The following is a 25434-nucleotide window of genomic DNA, read 5'->3' on the forward strand; positions in this document are numbered from 1 at the left end:
TTGAGTACACGGGCCTCGCTCCGGTGATGGACACTGCGCGGACAGAATGACTACGAGGGAGACGTCCGTGCACCTGAAGTTCGACGGAGGCGTGGAGCTGAGGATCGTTCCTGCTCCCGACCAGGAGCCGGCAACCCTCACTGCTGGTTTGGGTGCTCATCGCCTGCGAATACCTGTTCTCGTTGAACCGACCGCGCTCCCCGACGGGATCACGGTCCTGCAGCTCAGCGGCGAACTCTATGTTGAGCATCCGGCGCCGCGGTGGCTCGGCGACGTAGTCCCGGTCGCGGTGTCCCTGATTGCGGGCAGGGCCCGTCCTGTCGACATCGTCTGTTCCCTGTCCAACCAACAGGTCCTTGCACTGGAGCAGGCTCGTGGTGATCAAGAACTACAGATTCGGATGAACCTGACCGGCGTCCTGCCCCAAGGGCTCGGCGAGTACCCGTTCGCCCACGACCAGGAGTCCATCCGCGTTCCGACGAGCAGGTGGGGGCGGCAACTCGAAGGTCTCGGCCGCGCACTGGCCGTCACCATCGCCGTACCGCTTCCGCCGGACGGCGACCTCCTATCGGCGGCCGGCGCTTACCTACGTGACGCAAAGCTACTCATCACTGACGGCAAGTATGAGCCGGCAGTCGTGAAAGTCCGGCATGCTCTGGAACGGATGCGGGCTCTCAAGCACTGGCCGACGAAGCCGCCCAAGGATCAGAACGACCCGACCCAGTGGTCGCAGGACGTGCGTTGGGGCGTGATCCTGCAAGGCTTGTGGTCACAGGCGTGCGGTGCCGCGCACGCGGACGAGGTCACGAAGGATTTCGTCTACACCAGGTCCGACGCGATCTCTCTGCTGATGGGTGCAGCCGGAGTGCTCCATCAGCTCGCCGCCATCCCCGCTCCCTAGGTCGCGCTGCGCCGCAGCGTGTCCACTGGAACTGCATCGCCAGCTCGCAAACCGGCCGTGCCCAGGTTGCGAAGGTCTGACGCTTGCGGTTCGACAAGGCAGCTAGTCAGCGTGTGCCTGGCAGGGTCCTAGCGCGCGAAAACTTGATGGCGTGGCGCGATCGCTCGCTGATCAACGGCAACGGATACGTTCCGTGAGGACCTGATCATGGAGCGCGTCAGCGGTTCCTCCGAGGTAACGAAGCACATGCGATCTCTATTTGACAGCCCCGACGTCACGCTCCGACATCTACTCTAACGGACTGTGGATGATCTGAGCGACGGCGAGGCTGGCAATGACCGTGATCCAGTCACGAGCCGCGAACAGGACGCTGTCCGGATCCTCTTGTTGATCGACGGTGCGGCCGAACCGCTGCCAGCGCCGGTTGCTGATGACGCATCACTCGCAGGTGCTGTCGGAGTGGTGGAGAGCCAGGTCCGCCTCCAGAAGCTGGATTTCTGGGTACGCAATCCCGACTTCCTGGCCGACGAGTTGCTCAACGACTTCGAGGAGAGCCGTGAACGACGGCTCCTCGACCTGGCCGGCCAAATCTTGGACTCGGAGGAGCCAGAGGTACGCAGGTACCCGATGCTGCGCCACCACTTCGGCGCGTACGAGCCCCTGGACGACGCACTGGCGGTACTTCGCTATGCCGGTCTCGTAGTTCGTCGGCGCCGCGGCACCTTAGATCGGACCTGGCGTCACGACTACTACCTGCTGGAACGTGGGCGCGAGGTCGCTCGGACGGTCGTAGCGGAAGCACCACCTTTCCGATACTACGTAGAGCGGATCGAGTTGGTGCTGGACTTGGCGGACGGGCGTGGAGGCAACGAGTTGAAGGAACGCCAGTACCTGCAGACCGAGTACGCCACGGCCGAGCGCGGTACACGGATCGGGAGCATCAGCGCCAGAGCGCGTGATCGTCTGGAGCGCCTGCGGTCGGAGTCCGATTCGACCGGCAGGGAGGACATCGTCGTATGAGCTCGTCCGCCGCGGATACGCCATCTCACCAGGATGGTTCTCTAGCTGCTCGGATCGCGACTCGGGCGAAGACCACTCGCGAGGACGTGGAGGACGTCTTCACGACACGTGGACTGCCGCTGGCCTACCCACCCGCGCGGCCTCGCCCCGTTCGCGTCCATCGCCTCCGGATTCTCGGAAGCCGCGTCGGTGTCCAGCCTGAGGGCCCTATCGACCGGACATTCACCTTCAACGACGGCTTGACGGCCCTGGTCGCCTCCAACCTGAAGGGCAAGACCAGCGTCCTAGAACTGATCACCTGGTGCCTTCGCGGGGCACCTCGGGCCAAGCTGCAAGGGGACGTCCGCCGCTGGCTGACCCGACTCGAACTGGACGCGACCATCGCGGGTCAACCCATGGGCTTTCGACTCAGCCTGACTCCGGAGGTCCTGCTCTCCGGAGTCGTATTCACGGCTCCAACCGCCGATCAACTCACCAGCAGAGACGGGACTGCCGGCGGCAGCGGCTTGTTGGCACTTATCGAAACCGACAACGAGGATGACTTCGCTGTCAAAGTGGCCGAGCTGATGCTCGATCGCCTTGACCTCCAACCGATCGTCAACAAGTTCACTACCGCAGAGCGGGTCCGAACTCAGACACACGGTTGGCCATCCTACTACTCTGCGATCTATCTGCAGCTCGGTCGGGATCGTCCTCTACTCGGCAACCAGAAGATGGCAGGGCTGGCCGGACGGCTTCTGCAGGTCTTCCTCGACCTCCCCGCAACCGCAGTCCTCGCACGTGTCAAAGCAACACACGACGTACTCCAGGCCGAAGCAGACAAGCAATCCGAGAACACCAAACGTGCAGTCGCCGGGCGCGCAGACGAACGCACCCGTGTTGAGAAAGCCCTCGACGAGGCACGCAAGTCACTCACTCAACTTCAGGAAGCCGCGCCTGGCCCCGACTTGACGGAACTCGCGGACAAGTCCGCCCGGCTCGCCCGCCAGGTTGCCGATGCCCAGGACGAACAGGCAGAGATCAACCGTGGCTACCGAGAGGCTCGGAGAATCCGGCAGCTCGACGAGAAGGCACTCAACGATATGCGGGAGAGCGAGGTCGCACGCCTGCTCTTCCACGGCCTGAACCCCAGCGCTTGTCCCCGGTGCGAAACCCCGATCAGCGGAGACAGGCGACAAGCTGAACGAGATGTGCATCGCTGCGCCGTATGCACCACCGAGGTCGCCGGCGCCGAGAACGAGGACGAAGCCGTTGAGGTCGAGGCAAAGGAGCGCGTCGAGGGCAGCAAAACAGCCGAGAAAGTTGCCAAGCAAGCACTTGAGACCGCTAAGGCGGATCTGATCCGCTTGACAGCTGAACTGCAGGCAGTACAGGTCAACCTGCGAACCGCATCGACTGCGAAGGCATCGCGCGACCGGATCGCGGCGGAGGTCGAGGTGGCACGCTGGGAAGGAGCACTCCAGGTCCTGCCCAAACTGCCGGATACATCGACGGGCAATGGAGACGTCACGCTTACCGTCTTGAAGGCCGCGGCCAAGGTCTTGGAGTCGGAGAGCAGGGGTGCAGCGTCCCAGCTGTTCGCTGACCTGAATGCGGAGATTGTGGACCTTGCGCACCACTTCGGCATGACCGCGTTGGAAAGCGTGGAAATCGACCGAGCTGCCCATCTAAAGGTGATCAAGGGTGGTGGTGCCGAAAAGCCATTCGTGGACCAGGACCCAGGCGCGCAGCTTCGCCTCCGTGTTGCCGTGATCGTTGCTTTGCTACGGGTTGGCGCACGCTACGGCATTTCGACGCATCCCGGTCTAATCCTCATCGACAGCCCGAAAGCAGAAGAAATCCAATACGCCGACGCCGCTGTGATCTTCCGTGAACTCAACCGCCTCGCTACAGCGGAGGGGCTGCAGGTGCTGCTCACCACGGCCGACTTCCAGCTTGCCGCAGAGACTCTTCCAGCCGAGTGCGTCATCGCGGCTAAGCCCGGCGATCCACTATGGTGACGCAAACGGAACGAGGCTGCACTTCGCGGGCCGGAGTAGTCGACGCTCAATGTGGACAGACGAGGCGCTGCCCCTCCGCTGGAGCCACCGATGACCACGCTTGCTGACCGGCTCGCCGTGATCGCAGGGGATGGAGCTGTCGCGTCCTGGGCTGAACTCGACGAACTTGCAGTTGCCGACCACGCGGAAGAGATCGCAGCGAGTCCGCTCGCACCGGTTCTCGCCCAAGCCCTTGCTGCAGCTGCGGGCGCTAGCCCGCCAGGCTGGGATGGCGCGTCGGCCAAATTCGTCACGGGACTGTCGAATCAAACCAGCCTGTTGGCACTCGCCAGCAGCCTGGAGGAATTGCTCGCGAGCCCTATCACCGTGCAGACGCAGGGCGCACGCCTGCATGATGCGTTGCTCGACGGACTCACTGTCGCGATCGCCGACAGTCCTCTCTTGGCTGCCGGCCGGCTGGAGGGTGCAGTTCGCCTCGCCGTCGCCAACGCAGTGACCCCCTTCGCGGTACTTGGTCGTCTGACCTCGCTCAGCAACGACGTTCCTGAAGAGTTCGCCGAACGACTTCCGCGGCTGCTCGGCGCCGCGATGGACCGTTGGGCGGACAACTCCGCGTTCGTGGAGCCAATTCGTCAGGCTTTGGATCAGCTCCGCCACCACGAGGCTGCTGCCGTCGACGCGGTTTTCGAGCTCGCATGTGATCATCTGCGGGTGGCGTTGTCAGCCGAGACGCTGCCCGCCGCGATGGAGTCGCTCACGACAGCGCGAGCCGGTTTCGCCACAGTGGACGCTGCTGAGGAAGCTCGCCATGACGCCCGCGCTTACGCGGCAGCCTGCGATGCAATCCTCGCGTTCAGTGCACAGAACGCATATCGCTTGACGGATGCGAAGCAACGTCTTGCCGAGGCGCTCCAACAGCGAGATGCCTGGCTGACCGCCATGCATCAACCCGCGTGGCTTCGTCCCAAGCTCGCAGCCGAACTCGCTTGGCACAGGCTGGTCCTTGTGCTGGAGGCCGCTACTGACTACCTGTCTCACCCCGTCTGGTTCAACGTGTGGGAAGCGCTCGATGCGGTTCTCCAGGCGTATCGACAAGCCCGTTCCATGCGGCCGCTACCGAGCAGCAAGGACAGCACGGGCCTTGCGGCAATCATCGAACCGGCCATCGAAGGCGCGATACTGCAGAAGCAAAGCCAACTCTTGGCGCTCAGTCGCTCCATCACTGAAGCCGCCAAGTCCACGTCGCCCGCGTTCGACGTGCAGACCGCCGAACTGTTGCTTGCCCGTATCGAACTGCTCGCCACTGGCGCTCGGGATCGACAACCACGATCGTCCTCGTCAGGTCCTGCTGACGGCGACCGGGGTGACGACGAACCCCACCACCCACCGGATACCACCAGGCTATACGCCCTTGCACCGTCGCTGACCCGCGTACTGGGAGAGCAGCAGGCGGCCCTGCTCGCCGAGGGGCTCGATGACAACAAACTTCGAACCGTAGAAGGACTTGCATATAGCGGCGATCTCACGCGATCCAGAACCTCTCACCCTGCGCTTGACCCGCTCTTGCAAACGATCCTCCAAGGACTGGCCCAGTCACCAGCGTTCACCGGCGAAGCCAAGAGCACCTTCAGCCTCCTCGTCCAACAAACCCTCTTGTTCCTCTTCAGTCGAGCCGACCTAACAACGAAGACCTTGGGCTGGCCCAAGAAAAAGGACTACCGCCGCCTGCTGAATAAGGGCGAAAAGAAGCCACTCGAAGAAGACTTGCAGCAGGACTACCATCAGTGGCTGGCCGCAGGCCCGCTGGCTGGCCTCTGCACTGTCGAGATGAGCGATGTCGCCACCGGGCGCGCAGACGTGCTCGTTGCATTTGGAACCATCCGGTACCTCACCGAGATCAAGCGTGAGACGGCCCGAGCAGACAGAGCCAAGCTGGAAGCGAAGTACCTGCAACAAGCAGCAGAGTACGGAAATACGAACGTACCGCTCGGGCAACTCCTCGTCCTCGACTTGGCCCCGCACCCCGACGGGACAGCGAGGATCGACGAATCGGTGTGGGTAGCTCGACACAAGCCGCAAGGTACCCACCTGAATCGATCGGTCGTGGTCGGAGTCATCGCCGGCAATCGAGCAACGCCGAGCGGGCTCTCAACCTGATCCTGTCGAGATCTGAGGCACCGCGAGGGCCATCCACGCGACCACAAACATAGAGCCGAACAAGCTTCCTACCCGCCCCACGGGCAGACGCTGGAAACGCCTTGCTGGAGAAGCACCAGCCGTTAGAAAGCAGTATGCAGCGGGCTCGCTGCGTCGAACACCGTCTTGCCGTGAGGGTGCCCTCCGACAGAAACCGTGCCCTCGCCCGCGACGGGAAAGGTTCGCCGATGGACCACGCCGACCACGACCACTTACGACGCGATCCACGTCGCAAAGCTCGCACCGTGGGCGACGGAACCGGAGGCGAGCAGTTCTAGAGAAGAACGTCCACCGGAGCGCCCCGACTGGCTCTCCACCATTCAACTGCCGAACGCTGGCCGCCCTGGTGTAGGCGGCGACCAGGGCCGCGCTGGAAATGCGCGTCCCGCAGTGCACCGTCGACCCCGGCCCGCCACCGTCGCGCCATCCGCCGGACCGGCTGGTGTTCGACCTCGACCCTGGGCCCGAGACCCTCGATCGTGGACTGCTGCCGGGTCGCCGAACGGCTCCAGCACGAACTCGCCGACGACGCTCACCGCGTTCGCCAGGACGTCCGGGGCCAAAGGCCTCCAGTTGTACTGTCCGACGCGAAGCAGGCCATCAGCCTCGAGCACTTCATATGGCGGGCATCCCGGTCCTAGTCCACACCCTGAGCCGGACGTCAGTCGAGAATTTTCAAGCCGTCCAACGAGACCTCGGTCCGGGCGACCAAGTCGTCACCGTGATAGAACCGGAAGATCCATGACGCCTCGGGCGGCGTTCGCGTCAAGGCCATCGAAACAGATGTGTAGCCTTCGGCCATACCGTGGACAGCTCGCTCCCGAGCCCGGTCGGCCGCTTCCATCAGTTCGTCAGGCCCGGGAACCGGCGTGGCGGAGAGCGGTACACTCAACACAAGCCGTTCGGCGGACGGTAGCTCGACGGCGCCGCCAGCGGTGCACAGGACCTGCTTGTAGTCGTAGGCCGTGCCGGTCCGGCCGTCCTCGCTGACCGGTGTCGCCGTCAGTCCAAGCACCTCGACGACCCATTGTCCAGCACGACCAACGCTGTTCATCAGGGCGTCGGTGCGTGAGTAGATCTCCGGCGCCGCCACGCTCTCCACCACACCGGTGTTGGAGACGAAGCCCAGCTGCCACGACCGCCCCCCGTACCGGGCCGCCAACAGTTCACGGGCCTTGACCACCGCGTCGCGGGCGGTGAGCCGCTCCGGGATGTCCCAAAGGTGACGCTTGAACGCCCTCAGCTGATGGGCGATTGAGATGGTGAACCCGCCAGCTCCGTCCGCACGCATTGAGAAGAAGTCGGCGTTAAGCAATTCAGTGCGCGCTCCAGGCTCGAGAACCTCGCCCGTGCCGGCGTTGATGGCGACCGCCCGGACGCTCTCAGTCAGCGTGGGATCAAAGAACGCCACCACCCACGTCGGCCGTCCACTTGCCCGCTTGTCCCGTTCCAGTCGAGTTAGCGTCATCAGATCCGCAGAGCGGTCGAGATCGCTTGAACTCGCCAGCGCAGCGGCCACCGCGACATCCGAATCCACGAACGGCCAGACCAGCGGCACCGGTCTGAAGCGGGTGTACCGCCTGGTGATGTTGGTCGTGTTGTCACGGTGCCTCTTAACGTGGGCCGCCGCTTCTTCTTCGGACATCCCTTTCAAGTGGTTGACCGCGCAAGACATCACGACCACCGACCCAGCCACCGGCGCCGGATCAGTGTCGTACCGGTACAGCATGGGAAGCGTCTCCACGCGGCCGTCCACGACGGCGAAGGAGTGGATCGCCCCCGTCTCGCCGTCATGGAATTCAGTGATCCAAAACCGGCTGGTGCCGTCGGTGGTGTCAGCAAACTCCCAGTCTCGGGTGTTCGCCAGTGAATACAGGTTCGCCACACCCTGCTGCGAGACGCCGAAAAGCTCGCCCACCGGTGCGTGTTCGGCGCGCACGAGCGCCACCGCTTCCTTGGCCCGCAGGAATATCTCGTGCGCCTGCACATCCTGGATGGCCGCGACCAGCCTGTGGGTGGCTCGACGGTACTCCGTTGGCCGACGGAAGTCCGCGTGAGCCATCTCTGACAGCCGGGGTGCCCAGTCTGGCGGCACGTCTTCGAGCAGGACGGGCAGCACCCGCACGCCTGCGGCGCCCGCCATGTCGATTTCCTCGGCGACCCAGTAGGAGTTCGCCGACGCGGTAGACACGACGACGATCAGTTGATCTGCCCGCGCGATGGCCTCGCCGATTGCGGTCAGCCGTTCGCCGACGCGTAACTCCCGCTCGTCTATCCACACGTCGATCGACGCCCGACCGAGGTCACCCGTGAGCCGGCGGACGAAGTCTCTGTCTCGGCTGCTGTAGGACAGGAAGATCGTCATCGGTCCCCGTTCGGTCCGTCGGTGGGCTTACCACGCTCTATCGGCGTGCCCCGCCATCTGGTTACGCCCGCGGAGCTCGGCTACCTTCGTAGATGCTGCAACACGCCTGTGCTGCCGCCCGGCGCCTATAGTGTGCTCATGAGCAGATGCACGGCCCCAGTCCAAGGTCATCGAACGGCCAGTGGGGCTGCGGCCTGTCCTGCTTGCAGCGGCCGAAGGTACGGGAATTACTCACCACCTAGGACCTCCTACCCGTCGCCGAGCTATACACCGCGCACTAGCGTTGGAGGCGTCACGAGCGGCGGGGGTGGATCTGTGGGCGGCGGAACGCGGCCGAGGTGGTCGCCGAGTAGCTCACCCGTGACCTACACACCTGACCAAGTCCGGGCGCTGACTCCCTACCGCCGCAAGGTCGAGGTACGAGGTCGGCAGCCCGAACGTCGCGACCTCTTCCTCTGCCACGCCTGGGACGACCGGCGCGGTGTAGCAACGCAACTAAACGACCTGCTCGAAGCCAAAGGCGTGTCGGTCTGGTTCAGCGAGAAAGACATTCTGCTCGGCTATCCGTTCATGCGAGAGATCGACAGGGGTTTGGCGAAGTCGCGAGCAGGTCTCGTACTCATCACTCCTGCGTTCCTCACACGTGTCGACAATCGGGGGGTCTCCGATAAGGAGCTCTCAGAACTTTTAGCACGCGACCAGCTGATCCCTGTCGTGCACGAGACAACTTACGATGAGGTCCGGAAAGTCAGCCCTTTGCTTGGCTCCCGAAATGGGTTGGACACCGCGGACGATTCGATGGAAACCATTGCCACTAAGATCGCCGAGTTGGTCACACTTGATAACGAGCTTATGTTGGTTGAGAGCGACTAAGGACGACCAGGGCACACCGCTCACATCAGGCTGCGGCGAGCGTATTACCTGAGCATCGCCTCACATCAATCCTTGGCGAACCCGACTGCCGCGGAATCACAGGCAGCATCATCAAGTTGCACTGACATTAGTTAACGGCTCCGCAGCGACGGCGCGGGCGTCGGTCGAGCGCTGACTGCTGTATCTTCGACGTCATTCGACACTAGCCTCACCCAGGCAATGACAGGCTTCACGGCCGTGAAAAACCCTCGCCCACCCCCGTCACTTTTGAGAGGTGGGTGGCGTGCGATGGCAGCTCGATATAGCCCGCGCCTAACCGGTGCGCTCCGAGCTCACGAACGCTGGCTTGCAACTGATCGACGACTCGGAGGACCACACCTTCTGGGTCGAGAACCGGATCATCGCCGAAATCGAGGGGATGCGGTGCGTTCCTCACCGTGCCGCCCTTCCTGCTGCCCTTCCTGCTGCCGAACGCATCCAAGGCATCGAAGTACGGCCTGCGGGAGTGGGCGCTGGCGGCATCGCGAGGTATCCTTTGCCCTGGCGGTTGCCGACGGACGAATGGACCTGCCACCGGAGGTCCGCGACCAACCTGGCCACCTCGTCCTCGACCACGATAAGCGCCGGGCCAACAGGGCCCGCTTGACGATGCCATCGAAATGCTCTCGGAAGACAGAGTCGAGCCGAAGCCAAGCACCGTACGTCTTCCTCATCGCGAACTTCTGCTCACCATCGCACGCTACGGGCCGCCGTGAAAGACCTCACGCAAACGATCAACACCATGCCGTGCATACAAGGCGAATACATCAAGGGTGACAGGTCCAACGCCAGATCTACGACTCATCGGCGGCGCCCGGATCGTGCTGGCTGACATCTCCGACGACAGTCCCAACGTGTACTTGGAGCTGGGCGCGGCTCGTGCCGTATTATCTACTTCGCAGAGGATAGCTAGGACGCCCCCGACTTCCCTCCTTCGCGACCAGCAAGTATGAGACTATTCAAGAGACACTGATCTGCTTGCCCGTGTTGTCAAGGATTCTGCGTCCTTTCGTCGAACTCTTCTGAATCAGCCAGGTATCTAGTGCCGTATCAAGCAACGTTGGGTAGGTAATTCGGGCGGCGGATTGTGGAGTGGACGGCGAAGTGGCGTTTGGGGTGGCAGCGGCGGTTGCGCCAGCGGAGGTAGCTGGCGATGGCGGCTTCCTGAGCGGTGTGGCTGGGGTAGTCGCTGCCGTCGAGGGTGAAGTAGCGGATTGCGGTGAATTCGCACTCGATCCAGTTCAGCCAGGATGCGCTGATGGGTGTGTAGACCAGCTCGATGTCGTTGGCCGCGCACCAGGTTCTGGCCTCGGCTTTGCCGTGAGGGCCGTAGTTGTCGCAGATCAGGTAGAGCTTCCCGGTCGGGAAGCGACGACGGAGCTGCTTGCAGAAGTCGAGGAACTGCGGCCAGCGTTTGCGATCACGGAACCGGTAGAACATCTGCCCGGTGGCGAGGTCGAGCGCGGCGAACATCTGCCGGACCCTCTTGGTGCGGCTGTAGGTCGCGCGCAGCCGGGCCGGGCGGCCGGTCTGAAACCAGCCGCGGCCAGGGCGAGGTTGCAGGTTCAGCGGCCCGAACTCGTCGACACAGACCACACGCCCGTCTGCGGGCGGGTGATCGTAGAGGTCGAGGATGCGGTTCTTCTTGGCGACGAAGTCCGGGGCTTTGCTGGCTTTCCAGGTCTTTGTCGCTTGCCAGGACACGCCCGCCTTGCGCAGGATCTGCCGGACGGTCTCGGTGCTCGTTCTGATCCACGCGTGCTCAGCCAGATACTTGACCAGTTTGGTCAGGCTCCAGGTCGTGAACGGCAATCCCAGCTCGGCGGGCTTGCAGGCGGCGACGCGGCAGATCTGGTCACGGGCGGCCGACCCGAACTTAGCTGGTCGGCCGCCCCTCCAATTTGGGGACAGCGCCGCGAACCCGGAGTCGTTGAACGCGTGGATCACCTCCCGCACATAGCCTTCGGTCGCGGCGAACATCACCGCGATCTCACCCGCGGACCGGCCTTGCGACGAGGCCAGCACGATCCCGGACCGCCGCAGCCGCACCCGATCCCGAGCCGACCTCGTGATCTTCACCAGTCGCTGAGCCTCCTTCGGCTCCAGCGACCGCACGAATACTTCAGGCTTACGCGCCATCGCTCACCTCCACCGGCAAGCCTCGCGATCACCAGCCCGGATGTCCACGCGACCCGATGACAACGTCAACGTTTCTTGACGAGGCACTAGGGTGATCACCGGATGCTGCGGATCACCCTCAGCCGCCTCAGTGGCGCCTGCTGACCCACCTACCCTTCGAGCAGTTTGTCGGCGAGGGCGGTGAGCCGCCGACGTCGCGGGTCCTTGTCGGACGAGGCAAGCAGGCAGCGGAGTCGCTGGGCGTTAACGCGTTGGTCGGGGTGGCCGAGGCTCGCGGACAGCGACGCGGCGAAGGTGGCGCCGGCGAGGTCGGCGGGTCGGGCCGGGCGGTGCCTCATGAGCGCGGACCGCAGCCAGTAGGCGCCGCTCGCCGCCTGGGCCAGCAGGGCGCGGTCCTCGTCGTCGAGTCCTTCGCCTTCTTCTGCCGCCTCCAGCAGGTCGTCTTCTATTTCGGCTACGGCCTCGTCGACGATCTCGTCGACCGGCAGCTTGCTCGGGTCGAGGACGCCGGAGCGAACCAGCGCGAGTGACCTCTCGACCACGCGGATCGCCCCGTCCATCTCGCCGAGGCGACGAGCTGCGGTCAGCGCCGTGATCAGCAGCATCCCCTCGATCACTTCGACTGGCGGCTCGGTGGTCGACTCGCTCGTCTCAAGGATCATGCGGTCGATCAGAGGTACGGGGCTCACGTCCACAGTCGACTTAATCCAGTCGAACAGGATGTCTCCGGCAAGCTTGATGAAGTTCTCCCGCCCGAGTACGTCGACCGCGCGTGGCGCCAGGCAGGTCCTGATTCCGGCGCGCGCTGCCGACGCGTGCTGGTCGCATGCGTGCAACAACGCTGTCCGCAGCGCGTCGCATTGGATCGCAATGGTTCGGGCCGCGACGGAATCCGGTGTTATCGCGAGCTGCACGTTGACTTGCCAGATCGCTTCTTCCAGAAATTCCAGCGCGGTGTGTATGGCTACCGCGTCCGCTGGGGTGACTTCGGTGTCGTCGCTGAGCGTCGCCAACTGCTCGAGCGCGTGCACGCGTGCGCACATGGCGAGCAGGTGTACGAAGTCGGCGTTGCCGCGGGTCCGGTCTGTCAGCGCCCGCACCTTGCCGAAGTCCCCATCTTCGGGCTGGAAACCGGCGCTCGGCCACGTCGCTGCCGAGGCCCGGGTAGCGATCGCCACGAGATGGCGTAGGTAGTGGCGCATACCCGCGTACCGGTCGTCGATGCACTCAGCCAGTGCACGTGCCTCGTCGAGCCGGCGGCGGGCCACGGACGGGTCGCCCGGGTACGACGTGATCAACCCACCGTTGACCGCGAAGGTGTACTCGGTGATCGCTCGAAGCTCGGCACCGACGGCGAGCCAGGTGTGCATGTCTGTCTGCTGCGCCGTCCGGTCGGGCAGGTCGCGCAGTCCGGCAGCACCGTCTCGGGCGGCTTCGAACCAGGTGTCCACTGCGGCCGGTTCGCGGGACGCCAGTGAATCAACGACGACCGCGGCCAGGAGATGCTCCAGGTCAGCGGGTTCCAAACCGAACCGACTTCGTGTCTGCGGCGGGGTCTGAGCGAGGGCCTCCCGGCAGTGCGCGGCGAGTTCCACCGACTCGTGCCGTCCAAGCACGGGCAGCACATGAGCGCTGATCACCTGGACCGTCGTCAGCCGTTCACAACCCTCGGCGGCCGCCGCGATCAGGCGCACCAGGCGGCCGGCCCGCAAGTCGGTACGAATGATGGTGCCGAGGACCATGCCGAAGATCTGGACCGCCTGGTCACTGGCAAGCTGGTCGTCCGCAAGGCATCTGGCCAGGGCCGTGTCCTCCTCGAGGAACAACAGTTGCACGAGAAGCTCGCGCGACCTCACTGGATCGTCGAGCGGGAGACCGACGAGGTGACTGACGAGCCCGCGCCGGTAGCCGACACTCACGTCCTGCCCCACGGCTTCCGACGCGGCGTCGAGCATCCGGTCCGCCCCTTCCGCGGCACTGCGGTGGGCGAACCGCCACTCGTCGCGGATGACGTTCACGTGTACGGATAGCACATCGCGGAACAGCGCGAAGTCTACTGCGCTCGCACCGGGGCCGATGCTCGACAGCAGTGCCTCGAGGTTCTGCTCGCCGAGTCCGAAAACCGACACACTTAGGATGCCGAGCACCCATCCGAGCCGGTCGTCCACGAGGTCAAGCAGGCGGTGGAAGGCCTCCTCGTGAATGCCCTCGAGGCTGGCAGGCAACTCCGTGGCGACCGACTCGAGGAGGCGGCGGATCGCCACTTCCGGGTCCACGTCTGCCGCCGAGAGCCGGCGCAACACCAGGTAGTCGTGTGCCATCAGGGTCAGCAACAGGTCGGTGGCGACAACGAGCCAGCGCGGCGAGGTCGCCTGTCGGACGAGAACGTCAACCACTGTTGTCGGGACGGCCCGGTGGTGCGCCGCGACCCGACTGCAGACGAGTTCCAGTGCGTCCGCGCGGTCGAGGTCGCCGAGGGGAAGCACATGAGTCGAGGGCCGGCACGTCAGCAACGTCGCCTCGAACGAGTCGTCGGCAACTGACACCACGACCCGAACGCGGTCCCTCAAGCTGATGGGTAGCCAGGCCATGGGCTGGCTCTCGATCAGCTGACCCCGTAAACGATCAAGACCGTCCACGACGATCAGCGGGCCGAACAGCCGAGTCCCCCTCTCAAGGACGGTCAGCCACGTGTCCAGCACGTCGTCGAGTTCAACGCTGTCCGGGTTGTGGTGCTCGGCCAGGGACTGGGCAGCCGCCGGATCGAGCTGGGCGAGCAGCAGCAACAGGCACACGGGCAGACGTTCGCTGGCCGACGTCGCACCGACCTGAACGTAGGCTCGGGCAGGTTCGAATCTCTCCGCGAGCCACCCGTCGATCGGCAGGTCGGTGGCGACCTTCGCGAGCAGCGCCGACTTACCCGACCCCGACGCGCCGACGACCGCGATCGTGCTGGCCCCGACCTGGTGGCGCATCCTCCACAACGGGCTGTTGGGGTCATCGCCAATGTCTTGCTCGTCCGGGCGAAGTGACATGCCCCAGAAGCCACCGACGAACCGTAGCTCGTCGGCACGGCCGATGAACTGCCGCGCCTCGCGTTCGGCGGTCCACTGCTGGACCCCGAGCTCAGCCGTCAACCAGCCGGTCGCGTCCTGAGTGGTGACGAGGCGGTTCACGGTGTCGAGCAGGGCTTCTGTCGCGACGGCCGCGAACTCCGCGCTTTCATATCGCTGGTCGCTGCTTCGCCACTCTGCTGCATAGAACCGGTAGTCATACCCCAATCCGGCGAGGTATGCCCGCAGCAGGCCGGGGCCCTCGTGTTCGGGCGGGTCCGCATCGGGTATCGGCGACGGACCGCCGTCCGGCACCTGTCGGCTCAGCAGGATAGGCGCCACTCCGTCGGCGGCCTGTGCCGCAACCACCATTTCCAGGGCGGTCACCGAAAGCGGGAAACCCGGATCAACCAGGCCTGCGGTCTCGAGGGCGGCCTCCCGCAGCTCCTTCGGTGGAATCCACCCGAACTTCCCGCCCACCAAACCAACGAACAAAGGCCAGCAGCGGCGGACCTCGCGGACACAGGTCTCGAGGATGAACCGCTGACGCGTCTCAAGATCATGGTTGTCGTCCGTCTCGATGCCCCACCGCAGGTCCACGGGGTACAACGACACGCCAACGCGACGTTCGCGGAGACGTTCATTGACAGTGGGAATCACGACCCGCGCGAGGACGTCCCGTTCGTAGTCCATGTCTCGAAATGTCGAGGCGACGAACACGGGCATCCGCCGCCACCCCGAACCGGCAGGTGCCGAACCGCTGTCAGCCACGCTGGTTCGCCCAATTTCGCAACGCGCTCATACCGCCTATTCGGTGTCAGAAGCCCCAGTGTTTCGTCAGCCGGCCAGCACAGGTGCGTCTACTGAGCCGAGCTGACACCGATGAGCGCGTTTAGCTCGACGTGCGTGACCGGGAGGCCCGCCACATGGTGTGCTCGCGACTCACGGCTTCCTCGGAGTCGGCGACCTCCGCCGCCCAGCTCGTTTCGTCGCCGTCGAGTTCGAGGCGTTCCCGGGCGATGGCCAACTCATTCGCCGCGAAGGTGTATGCCCGTGCGAGTGTGGAGAACTGTCGCAAGCCTGCCCAAGCCGTGCCAGCCGCGATGACCGCCGCGACAACGCCCGCGAGATCGATGGACAGGTAACCGAATGCCTTGACGATCGCGGCTCCGATGCCGAACACCTCAATCACCAGCAGCGCGATGCGCCAACGACCGGCGAGTTTCACGTTGTGATCGGCTTTCCTGGCGTACCAGTTCAGCTGGTCGATGATCCGATATTCGAGGTAGGCGGCCTTGCGGGTGGCAAGATCACTGGCGCGCAGCGCCGCCATCCGTTCGGTGACGACCGGACGCTGTGACGGCTTGATGCTCGTCTGCGGCGCCTCTTCCAACAGGCGTGACATCTGGTGGCCGAAGCGTCGGCGTACCGAGTCCTCGTCGTCCTGTTTTGCGAACGGGATGCCGCCGACGCTGTAGCGCCACGCGAGACTCTTGGCGGACTCGGCGAAGGCTCTGCCGTCGTACCACTGGTCGGAGGGTCGGATGGAGCTGACGTAGATCTCGGTCGCCGAGATACCGACCAACGCGAGCGCAGTGCCGAACGCCGCCAGGTCTATTCCCCTCGTCCCGACCGTCCAAGAGACGACGCCCGTTGCCGCCGCCACGACTGCTAGAACCAGGCTCAACCGGACAGCCGTCACGTACCGTCGTTGGCCCTCGAGTGACGCTGCGTCTGCGGCCTCGAATAACCCGGGGAGGTCTGCATCGGTGAGACCTCGTTCGACACTGACCACAGGAACGACCTCCTCAGGGGAAACATCATCGATCCTAGCCACGAGGGCCGTCGTCGATCTCCGAACCGCGCACTACTGCAGCTGCGGACGGTCGGGCAGTCCTTCCAGCAGCTCGGGTGTATCCGCGGTTGTGCGCCGAGGCTCGTACACGATCAGCGAGGTGGCGAACTCCTCGTGCTGTTTCCTCTCCTGACGCGGATGTCGGTCCTTGGCGACTCGCGCCAAGCGCTCCGCTTCGTTCGGGCATTTCGACGACGCCCTGAGCGCATACGACAAGGCGCGGCGCTCATCGGGAGCTTCTGCGACTCGCGTTCGCTCGAGGCCCTCCCCGCACATCTGGAAGCCGTCGTGCGTTGTACGTCGCGTGGATGTCGACACAGGTCGACGAATAGGGAGTTCTGCGTTTCGCCTCACGACCGTCCGTCAGTTTGGCGCGGGATCAGCGCATAAGCAACGCTGTCCCAACGTGTTGTTGGGACAGCGACCTTGGTCTACCGGCAGCGAAACCACGGTCAAGTCCGGCTGGATCACCCCGGCGTCCGGACTCCCCAAGCGCGCCCATCCTCCTCGGCCTGCCTGACTCCCGGTCGGTGCACCGATCCCCCGGGTGCACCGACCGGGTTCCAGTTCACCTACGGGTGAAGGTCAGAGCGAACAGGCCCAGCTGAGCGGCCCGAGGTCCGGGGCCGCTGGTGACGCGAGAACACCCGGCTGCAGTCCAAGCGATCTCGGCTCGTCCCCGGGCACCTGATTATGAACCCGGCGACTTGTCTTCGAGGATATTGTCAGCAAGTGTGACATCACCGTCGACTCAGCCGACCTGTTCCCGCCACTGATCCAGGTACAACGGGTCGGCGACTCGGACGACGCGTCGACGGCAGTGCAACACCAGACCAGTTGGCGATGTGGGACATGCCTCGCGGTCATCCCCAATGGCGGCGATCGAGCCGGCCGCTGCATTGTGAATCAGAAGGTGGTCGGTAGCAAGCGCGCAGCTGATTACAGAAATAGGGCGCAGTCGTACCGGAGGTGCTCGTCGCGGGCTTTCAGCAGCATCAAGACCCGCATGGCTGGACGATCATGAAAGAGATCAGCGCTCCGGGCCCACCGTGTACGGCGTCCTGGACCGCCTGGAGGAGTGGGGGTGGATCGTCGGGACATGGGTAGAACTACCCGCTGGAGAAGCCCGGCCGCGCCGCCGCTACTACCGGCTGACACCGACCGGCAGGGTCGAGGCGGCCGCACTGCTTGCCCAGCGCCGACCGGCCACCGTCGATCTGCCGGCGATTCGCCGCCGCTTCTTGCCCGGAGGTGCTTCGTGAACGGTTGGCTGAACGTAGTAGGTACAGTCGGCCTCGGACTTGGTCAACGAGTGCACCGAGGTGTCGCCCTGGCTGGCCCACAAGATCGTGAAGTGGGCGGCGAGAGTTGATGACACATCGACACGTAACGCTTCCGGGAAGCTCGCCGACCTACAGCGGTCCAGCCGGAACCAAAGCCACCGAAAGGCAGGAGAGCACGAATGCCGTTGAATCTTCCTCCGGAACCGCCCGCGATCATCAAAGACGTGAAAGACGTCATTGAAGCCAAGAAGCAGTCCCAGGACGAGCGGGACAAGCGCAAGGACGACCTCGAACAGGGCGTGGACATGAGCAACCGGCCCACAACGAGCGGTAAGTGATCTGATGCCCGATCGGCAGGCCTATTACGCGTCCACTATTGACTGGTCTCGCATCCGCGCCTTTGCGCGGCGCGTTGCTCGGGAGACTCGCACGCCTGCCGAGAACGGCATCTTCTACACCGCCACGGAGTATCAAACCGTCACGAAGCAGATCGAGACTAAGCACGGCCTCTTCAACCTGTTTACCAAAGTAGAGGACAAGCGTGAGCGGGTCGCGGTAAGCAAGCGTGTTGACGTCGTAGGGCGCCACTGGGTGCTGGAAGAACGTCATCATCACATCGAACACAGCACAAAAGATCGCACCTACACCGTTCAGGAGACCGACCACGAACGGCACTATGTAGCACTGCTCGCAGACGGCAACTTAAAGAAGATCATTCTGACGGAAACTGAGGTCATGAGTAATACTCATGGCCGCACTACGGTTTTCACCACACATAAGCACAGCTTGTCGGACCTGAGTGGCTCCGACGTCGAGACGATGGACTTTGAGAAGCAACACTACGAGACCGGCACTGGCAGCACTGGAATCAAGGCGTGGGGCGATCGGGAACCCGGCAATCGGTTACTCAGGCATGCTAAGGGCGTCGGCGTGACACAGGCGCTAAAGCGCCTGCTGCCGGGCTGAGTCCCGCGTCCTAGTGGGCCTTACGCCTGACATTGCGCCGCGAGCGGCTGGCGGTTCTCGGCAACCGGGCGGCGACCGAGTTCGTGAAAGTGGGGGCGCCACATGGGGCACCACCGGGGCGGTCTGGGCGCCCGCGCCCCCTGGTGATGTTGACCCCCTACCTGCGTCCTTGGTCGATCACCCGGTAAAAACAGTCGACATGGGTTTGGTGGGTGCGGTGTTGGCGAATCACTGGCACATGGTCGACTCGCCTGGTCCAACCGGTTGAGCGCGGCCTAGTACTGCAACGGCAGTCAGGTGAGTGGGTAGCCGCGTCGTTCGTAGTGGCTGAGGCGGGGTTGGTGTTGTCGTCGGCGGCGGAAGCATGACCAGGCCCAGACGTGCTCGGCGGGGTCGGTGACACGCAGGACAAGTCTGGTCGGCAGGCGCCGGATCTCCGGTTGCGGGTATCCGATCATGTCTGGTTCGCCGACACCGATTCCCCTTTTACGGCCAGGGCTCGGGAGACAGCGAGCCAGGCGTGGGCCAGCATCGACAGCGTGATGTGGGCATACCAGGCTCGCCAGGACCGGACCTGGTAGTGATCGAGTCCGGCTTCGTTCTTGGCCTGCTGGAAGCATTCTTCGACCCGCCAGCGGGTGCCGGCGATCCAGGCCAGGTCCAGCAGGGTCGAGCGGCGGGGTCCGTAGCAGACGCAGTAAGCGATCTCGGTCGAGTCCGAGAGTGAGCGTCGGGCGAGCAGCCAGTGCCCGCGCCCGGCCCGCCACCCGGTCCCGAGCGGGATCCGCGCCCAGCCGTACTCGCGGGGCCCGTGCGCGCCGGCCCCGACCAACAGCCGCCGCCACGCCCGTGCGGGCAGGTCCGCGATCAGCTCGTCCGCCCGGGCCTCACCACCGTCGGTGGTGTCCAGCAGGTCGTTGACCTTGGTGGCCAGCACATACGCAGCGTCGTGGTCTTCCAGCCACGCCCCGCAGGTACATGACCCACGCCGATACTCAGCGCCCAGGCGCGCTCTTACGAGGTCGCGCCGGTGAGCCCCAGCACTGACCAAGTCCTCGACAAGCCGGGGCAGGCAGTGTTCTCCGAACCCACGGTCCGACACGACCTGGTGGCCGAGCCGCGTCGGCATACGCGCAAATGCGCCCCAGCTAGGCTAGGTACGAGTCGATGGCGGAGGGCGGTGACGCACAGCGGACGTTGGCGAAGGTCGGCTACGTTGCCTCGACCGCTTGGCCTAACCCTGGCCACGGACGGGTGCTGAGGGGGCTGAGATCCTACGCCCCCGGACGGGGTCTTGTCGCGCTTTGGAGTAAACGCTAACGGGAATGGATACATCGTCGATTACTCCCATAATGACCTGACTTGGTTCCTACAGTGAGGTGGCGGCGATGAACCGTAAGCGCGTAGCCAGCGCGTTCACCGTGCTGGCCGTGTTCGTGCTTGTCGGCACAAGCCTCTGGTTCTTCGTAACTGGCAAAGGCCTTCAAGTCGCTGGAATGGCTGCCGTTGCAAGCGCACTGGGCGTGATCACGACTGTGTTCGTGGACAAAGTGTTGCCTCACACTCAACGTACGCTTCAGGCCCCTGACGCCCTGCAACGAATCGCGGATGCCGTGCGCGTCGAGTGGAGTGAGGAGCTCGTACATCGGTTCGTAGCCACTGAGCGCGACCTCGTTGCCGTCCGATGGCTACCGCGGACCGATCTTGCGGGCCGTCTGGGTGATAGTGACCTGCTGATCTCCGGGACGATGCGAGATGTCTCGGCGATCGTCGATCAGTTCATGCAGCTGCGGCCGAGGCGGCGCATGGTGCTTCTAGGGCGTCCGGGCAGCGGCAAGTCGACACTCGCGGTATCCGTGGTGATCAAGATCCTTGACCATCCGCAGTATCGGCAACTGGCTGTGCCCGTGCCACTCTCGTTGTCCTCCTGGAACCCGAACGCAGTTGCGCTCAGGGACTGGATCTCGCGCCGGATCGCAGACGATTCATTCGAGTACGTGAAGAAGGATCTGGACCGCGGTGAGTGGTTGCGGATCGTTCAGCGGTTGGTAACACAAGGTCGGCTGCTGCCGGTACTGGACGGCCTAGATGAACTTGCCGAAAAGGTGCGCGTCCGGGCTCTGCAGGACATCGAGCACACGCTGGGCGGTCAAGACCTCGTACTGGCGTGCCGATCTGAGGAGTACTCAGCCGTGAAGGAAGCTGGCGGCGTGCTCACCGGAGTGGCTGTTGCTGAGGCTCAGGATATCGAGCTCGATCGAGCCGTTGGCTACTTGCGAGAGATGACGTCGAACGCTACAAGTGAGCAGTGGATCAAGGTCTACAGCGACTATTGAACTCCGACTCGCCAGGCGCAGCGATGCTGCGTACCCCGTTGATGCTTAGTTTGATCCATCGCGCGGAACAGAACGTGCACGCTGGCATGCCCGCCATGTTGTTGGACGACACCGAGACTGTTGAGTCGCTCCAAGGAAAGCTGTATCAGAACCTTCTGTCAGGTATTGACCGACGCTACGCGGCGCGAGCTGGCCGGCGCGGAGCATCCTGGGATCCACAGAAAGTCCAACGCTGGCTAGTCAATCTGGCGAAGCACCTCGACGGCTCCGATCTATACGACATCGCGTTGTGGCAGCTCCCGCAGGCCATCACTCGACCCGCCCGGATGACCGTGGCCATGGTCGCGTGCCTTGTCGGGCTCGTTGCGGGGATCACGATCGGGAATCTGTTGCTGGGACTCGGTATCGGGATAGCCGTCAGTCTCGTGGCAGGCTTTATCGGTGGTCGACTAGTGCCTGGACGGGAAGTGCGGGCTCCAGTTGGGGTCAGCAGCAGTAAAGGTGTGGTGCTCCAACCGCAGGGCTTGTTCCACACGCTTGCGTTCGGGGGCTTCTGCGGGGTTGTCGCCGGCCTGGTAGTGCATACCCTTGGTGTCACTCCGTTGAAGACCGCCTTGGCGGCTCCGCTCGCGATCTGCCTTGCGCTCTATCTCGGCTGGCAGCCCTGGCAGCGGTGGACCGAAGTGAAGGAGTCGAGCGGGTACTTGACACCCCATCAGATCCTGCGCATCGACCGGCTCCGAACCCTCGTCATTGGTGCGGGCGTACTGGCTGTTGGTGCGGCGCTCATAGCGTTGACCGGCTACTTCGCTGCTGGTCTGATGCTTGGCTTAGGACTCGGCATGCTTGCATCTTTTGTAGTGCACTGGTTCGCGATGGCTTGGTTCAGCTTCTGCATCTCACGCTTGTTCTTGGCTGCGGGTCGCACGTTCCCGCTGCGGCTGGTCGCTTTCCTGGACTACATGTACGCGTGCCAAGTACTGCGAAGAGTTGGAGGCGTGTACCAGTTCCAGCATGCGACATTTCAGGACTACCTAGCGCACACTCACACTCCGAGCGCGCGTTCCGACAATGCTGCGGCAGCAGGTTGATCAGGTCATGGGATGAGTCACCGGCGTAGCGCTCCAGTGCGCAGACGGCTCCAAAGGCGCGCTTGAATTTGATCGGCGCCAGACGGTGCCGATCGCCTGGCGGCAAGCGTCCAGCCACCAAGGAGACGTTGCCCGCACCCGCGGTGCGGTCGACTTCTAGCCATCCAGCCGCCCTGAACCAGCCTTTGCGAGACAGTTCAACTGGGGTCAGGGGAAGCCGAACGGGTCTGGCCCAGGAAAGCGGCTTCCGCGGATTCGGCGTCGAGACCGAGGTTCTCGCGCCATAAGGGCATTCACAGTCACAAGATCAGCGTCTGCCAGCACTCGGCGCGGTCCGCGACGAACGTCTCGACAGCCGTGACGGAAGAACCAGGGGGAGGTGTGGCCGGTGCCTGATCTAGCCAGATCAGGCGGTGTGGCAGTTGTGTCGTTGGTCGCGCGGGACGATGGCGGCGACGGCTTCGGCGGTGTCGCGGGCGAGTTCGGGCAGGACGTGGGCGTAGGTGTCTGCGGTGACCGCGATGGAGGAGTGGCCGAGCAACTCTTGCACGACTTTCAGGTCCGCTCCGGCGGCGATCATGAGGGTTGCCGCGCCGTGGCGTAGGTCGTGTAAGCGTACGGGTGGGAGGTCGGCGGCGTCGGCGATGACGTGGAAGGCGTCGGTGAGCTTGGCCGGGTGCAGCGGGCTGCCGTCGCGTTCGGTGCACACCAGCTCGTGCTCGACCCAGTCGGTCCCGGCCGCCACGCGCAGTTCGTGCTGGTGTTCCTTCTGCCTTCGCAGCACCAGTGTGGTGGCCTCGTCGAGGGCGATGACGCGGCCGGAGGCTTCGCTCTTGGGTTCGCCGAACTCGGCTTTCCATCCCAGTTGCACGATCGCGGTGGAGATGGTGATCGATCGGCTGGCCAGGTCGATGTTCCACCACGGCAGGCCGCAGGCTTCACCGCGTCGCAAACCCCGATAGGCGATGACGTGGAACAGCGCGTAGTAGGGGTGGCCCTCGGCCTGGTCGAGGAATCGGCCGATCTGCTCGGGTGTCCACACCATGACCCGTGAGGGCTTCTGTCCGGTGCGCTGCCACCGCTCGACCCGGTCCGGGGTCCACAGCAGAGCCTTCGGGCGTCGGCCGGAGGGCAGCTCAACGTAGGAGGCCGGGTTGAAGGTGATCATCTGGGCGCGGATGGCGGCGTTCAGCGCGGCACGCAGAGTGGCGCGATAGCGCTGCATGGTGGCCGCGCCCATGACTCGCATGCCGTGCGCGCTCTTGCGGACCTCGGGGTCGTCGCTGCCCTTGGCGGCCGTGATGGTGTCGTTGCGTTCGGCCATGGCATCGAACATGCGGGAGATGTGCTCGACCGTGAGCGTGTCGAGTCGGTAGTGGCCCAGATGCGGGAGCAGCCAGTTGGTGATGTGGCGCTGGTAGGACAACCGGGTTCCTTCCCGGATCTGTTTGCGTGTCGCGATCCAGCTGGTCAGCCATTGACCGACGGTCGGGATTGCGTCGAGGTCGGCGTTACCTGCGTCAAGCTGCTTGCCGACCGCCTCGGGCGTGGGTAACGGTTCTCCTGTACGCAGCCGGTTGTCGATGAGGTCGCCGATCGTGGCGTGTGCGGCCTCGCCGCGTCGTTCGCCGAGCGTGAGGAGGTCAGCGATCTGGTCGAGCTGGTCTTGCGCGGCGGTCTGCGAGGCGAACCCGTGCCGCCTGCGGGTGCGGCGAGTCCCGTCGTGATGTTTGGGGAGTTCAGCTTGAAACGACCAGGTCCCGTGATTGGAGCTCCACGTGCCGTTGCCACGCTTGAGTTTCGGGCATTGAGTCCCGAGTTGTTTCCTGGTGCCGGGATCGGTGCAGGTACAGCGTTTGAATGTGCTGCCTTTGAACGTCATCGCGGATTTTTCCTTTCCCGCAATCCGTGGGGTTGTCGCGTTTGGACACGACCATGGACGCTCCAATGCGCGCAGAGAGGAAGCGTCAGGCACGAGGCTCTTTGTCGAGCCCGAGTAGCTCGATCAGCGGTGCGACAGCGATGCGGTAGTTGCGGCCGACGCGAATTGCGGGCACTGGAAGGGTTCCGTTGCGGGCGAGTGTGTAGGCGGTTGTGCGGCCGATGCCGAGCATGCGGGCGGCGGTCATCAGGTCGGTGGTCGCTCCGAGGGCGGCGAGCCGTTCGCGCGACCACGCCGGTGATGACGCTGCAGTGGTTGCCGAGTCAGGTGCGGTGGAGGGGCGTCGGTCGAGATCGTGCACAGCAACCTCTTCTCTGTGAGGTGGGTTCGTTGGTAGGCCATGGGGTTCTCGTGCGCGGGCGGCGACCGCGGTCAACGGGCACCCGGTGCGGCTGGGGTCGCCGGGTGTCGGAACGGCGCCAGTGACCCGCGCAGGTCCCGGAACGGCGCCGGTGTTGGCGCTCGGCTGGTCCTACGGGACCGACGCGGTCGCTTCGGAACCGCTGCGGCAGGAGAACGGGGAGCAGCCGTCGGGGTCGTCTTCTTCGGCGCTCAGGCGGCCGCGGGTGGCATCGAGGTCAACCTCGTCCAACGGCAACAGGGAGCGGTGGATGAAGAACTGACCTCGCAGCGTTTTGCCGTTGTCGTGCGGGCGTAGCCGGCCGCCAGCGTCGGCTTGCCGGTCCGTGGATTGATCACGCCAGCCCGACCGGTGGCCGGTGTGCTCCGTCGGCGCTGCGGGTTCGGGGCGGTGCGTAGCCAGCCAACGAGCACGGCGACCTCGGCCTCGGTCGCCTTCTCCCAGGCCACACCGAGCAGCCAAAGCAGCCGGAACCACCGCAGCAACCCGAACGCGTAGCTGCGGCCGGTCAGCGGGCTGCCGTCGCCCAACGCCAGATCCCGCAGGTACCCCGTGACATCTACGATCTCAACGCCTGACGGGTCGAGGACAACGTAGGGCGGGTGGATCCGCTCCACCTTCATAACTGATCCGACTCGGGGCACGGACGCACGGCCTTCCATGAGCTGACGGCGAAGGTCCACTGGCTTCTCCTTGATCACGACGTGAAGCGCCATGATCAACCAGCGGGAGATGGTGCAGATAACTGAGCATTGCCTGCGGGCCATTCCCCTCGAGCCATCAGGGTTTTTGACAAAGAGAGGCATCGTCGCGAATCGCGCGTTCGGGTTCAGGGTGTCGTGGCGAATGTTGCCGTTGGACACGGTCAGGACCGGAATTCCGGCCACGGCCCCGATCCGGCGGGCGGTGTCGAGTTGCGCGTAGACCTGTTTGGGTTCCCAGCCGGTATCGGCGAACAGCGCGGCATCGAAACGCGGGATCTGCCCCTCGCACGCGAGCAGCAACACGGACAGA

17 protein-coding genes and 1 pseudogene are annotated in these 25434 nt (G+C 64.3%); 9 read left to right on the top strand and 9 right to left on the bottom strand.

Translation table 11 applies throughout. The annotated features are described in order from the left end of the window. Positions 1–67: 67 nt before the first annotated feature. From ACIHAO_RS18940 to ACIHAO_RS18955, 4 genes are all read left to right on the top strand, one after another. Positions 68–901 (top strand): hypothetical protein, encoded by an 834-nt coding sequence (locus ACIHAO_RS18940; RefSeq protein WP_396559459.1) that lies wholly within the window; start codon positions 68–70, stop codon positions 899–901. Positions 902–1204: 303 nt separating this feature from the next. Then, a complete protein-coding gene (locus ACIHAO_RS18945) occupies positions 1205–1921 on the top strand; it encodes a hypothetical protein (RefSeq protein WP_396559461.1) in 717 nt (238 codons plus the stop codon). 239 nt (positions 1922–2160) lie between these two features. Next, positions 2161–3921, top strand: a complete 1761-nt coding sequence (locus ACIHAO_RS18950) for a hypothetical protein (RefSeq protein WP_396559463.1) — start codon at positions 2161–2163, stop codon at positions 3919–3921. A gap of 90 nt (positions 3922–4011) precedes the next feature. After that, positions 4012–6078: a hypothetical protein gene (locus ACIHAO_RS18955; RefSeq protein WP_396559465.1), complete on the top strand. Its 2067-nt coding sequence runs from the start codon at positions 4012–4014 to the stop codon at positions 6076–6078. A gap of 700 nt (positions 6079–6778) precedes the next feature. Here ACIHAO_RS18955 and ACIHAO_RS18960 read toward each other — a convergent pair. Further along, positions 6779–8482: a toll/interleukin-1 receptor domain-containing protein gene (locus ACIHAO_RS18960; RefSeq protein WP_396559467.1), complete on the bottom strand. Its 1704-nt coding sequence runs from the start codon at positions 8480–8482 to the stop codon at positions 6779–6781. 360 nt (positions 8483–8842) lie between these two features. Between ACIHAO_RS18960 and ACIHAO_RS18965 the strand changes: the two genes are divergently transcribed. Continuing rightward, on the top strand, positions 8843–9355 hold the full coding sequence (locus tag ACIHAO_RS18965) for a toll/interleukin-1 receptor domain-containing protein (protein ID WP_396559469.1): 513 nt from the start codon (positions 8843–8845) through the stop codon (positions 9353–9355). A gap of 229 nt (positions 9356–9584) precedes the next feature. On the opposite strand, the gene ACIHAO_RS18970 is transcribed toward ACIHAO_RS18965, so the two are convergent. The 4 genes from ACIHAO_RS18970 to ACIHAO_RS18985 all read right to left on the bottom strand — a co-directional run bounded on the left by ACIHAO_RS18970 (position 9585) and on the right by ACIHAO_RS18985 (position 16423). Further along, positions 9585–9836: a hypothetical protein gene (locus tag ACIHAO_RS18970; protein WP_396559471.1), complete on the bottom strand. Its 252-nt coding sequence runs from the start codon at positions 9834–9836 to the stop codon at positions 9585–9587. A 608-nt stretch (positions 9837–10444) separates the two neighbouring features. Continuing rightward, positions 10445–11533, bottom strand: coding sequence for an IS630 family transposase (locus ACIHAO_RS18975; protein ID WP_396559473.1), 1089 nt, complete (start codon positions 11531–11533; stop codon positions 10445–10447). Positions 11534–11682: 149 nt separating this feature from the next. Further along, positions 11683–15312 (bottom strand): DUF4062 domain-containing protein, encoded by a 3630-nt coding sequence (locus tag ACIHAO_RS18980; protein WP_396559475.1) that lies wholly within the window; start codon positions 15310–15312, stop codon positions 11683–11685. 166 nt (positions 15313–15478) lie between these two features. Next, positions 15479–16423: a DUF4231 domain-containing protein gene (locus ACIHAO_RS18985; RefSeq protein WP_396559477.1), complete on the bottom strand. Its 945-nt coding sequence runs from the start codon at positions 16421–16423 to the stop codon at positions 15479–15481. Between the two features lie 1067 nt (positions 16424–17490). On the opposite strand from ACIHAO_RS18985, the gene ACIHAO_RS18990 reads away from it, so the two are divergent. Beyond that, complete coding sequence (locus ACIHAO_RS18990; RefSeq protein ID WP_396559479.1) at positions 17491–17703, top strand: PadR family transcriptional regulator; 213 nt, start codon at positions 17491–17493, stop codon at positions 17701–17703. A 363-nt stretch (positions 17704–18066) separates the two neighbouring features. Further along, positions 18067–18690: a hypothetical protein gene (locus tag ACIHAO_RS18995; protein WP_396559481.1), complete on the top strand. Its 624-nt coding sequence runs from the start codon at positions 18067–18069 to the stop codon at positions 18688–18690. 454 nt (positions 18691–19144) lie between these two features. On the opposite strand, the pseudogene ACIHAO_RS19000 reads toward ACIHAO_RS18995, so the two are convergent. Beyond that, positions 19145–19654, bottom strand: a pseudogene (locus tag ACIHAO_RS19000) (IS701 family transposase); the annotation flags it as partial. 424 nt (positions 19655–20078) lie between these two features. On the opposite strand from ACIHAO_RS19000, the gene ACIHAO_RS19005 reads away from it, so the two are divergent. Beyond that, positions 20079–21026 (top strand): NACHT domain-containing protein, encoded by a 948-nt coding sequence (locus tag ACIHAO_RS19005; protein WP_396559483.1) that lies wholly within the window; start codon positions 20079–20081, stop codon positions 21024–21026. Between the two features lie 23 nt (positions 21027–21049). Next, entirely contained in the window at positions 21050–22117 is a 1068-nt protein-coding gene (locus ACIHAO_RS19010) for a hypothetical protein (RefSeq protein WP_396559485.1), read from the top strand. A gap of 406 nt (positions 22118–22523) precedes the next feature. Here ACIHAO_RS19010 and ACIHAO_RS19015 read toward each other — a convergent pair whose 3' ends face one another. The 3 genes from ACIHAO_RS19015 to ACIHAO_RS19025 all read right to left on the bottom strand — a co-directional run bounded on the left by ACIHAO_RS19015 (position 22524) and on the right by ACIHAO_RS19025 (position 25427). Next, positions 22524–24092 carry a tyrosine-type recombinase/integrase gene (locus ACIHAO_RS19015; protein WP_396559487.1) on the bottom strand — a complete coding sequence of 523 codons (1569 nt, stop codon included), beginning with the start codon at positions 24090–24092 and terminating at the stop codon, positions 22524–22526. Continuing rightward, on the bottom strand, positions 24085–24360 hold the full coding sequence (locus ACIHAO_RS19020) for a helix-turn-helix domain-containing protein (protein WP_396559489.1): 276 nt from the start codon (positions 24358–24360) through the stop codon (positions 24085–24087). The genes ACIHAO_RS19015 and ACIHAO_RS19020 overlap by 8 nt, the downstream gene beginning before the upstream one ends. Before the next feature lie 251 nt (positions 24361–24611). Further along, positions 24612–25427, bottom strand: a complete 816-nt coding sequence (locus tag ACIHAO_RS19025) for a hypothetical protein (RefSeq protein WP_396559491.1) — start codon at positions 25425–25427, stop codon at positions 24612–24614. Positions 25428–25434 lie beyond the last annotated feature (7 nt).

The sequence above is a fragment of the Amycolatopsis sp. NPDC052450 genome, assembly GCF_044547565.1.
Taxonomy (GTDB): Bacteria; Actinomycetota; Actinomycetes; order Mycobacteriales; family Pseudonocardiaceae; genus Amycolatopsis.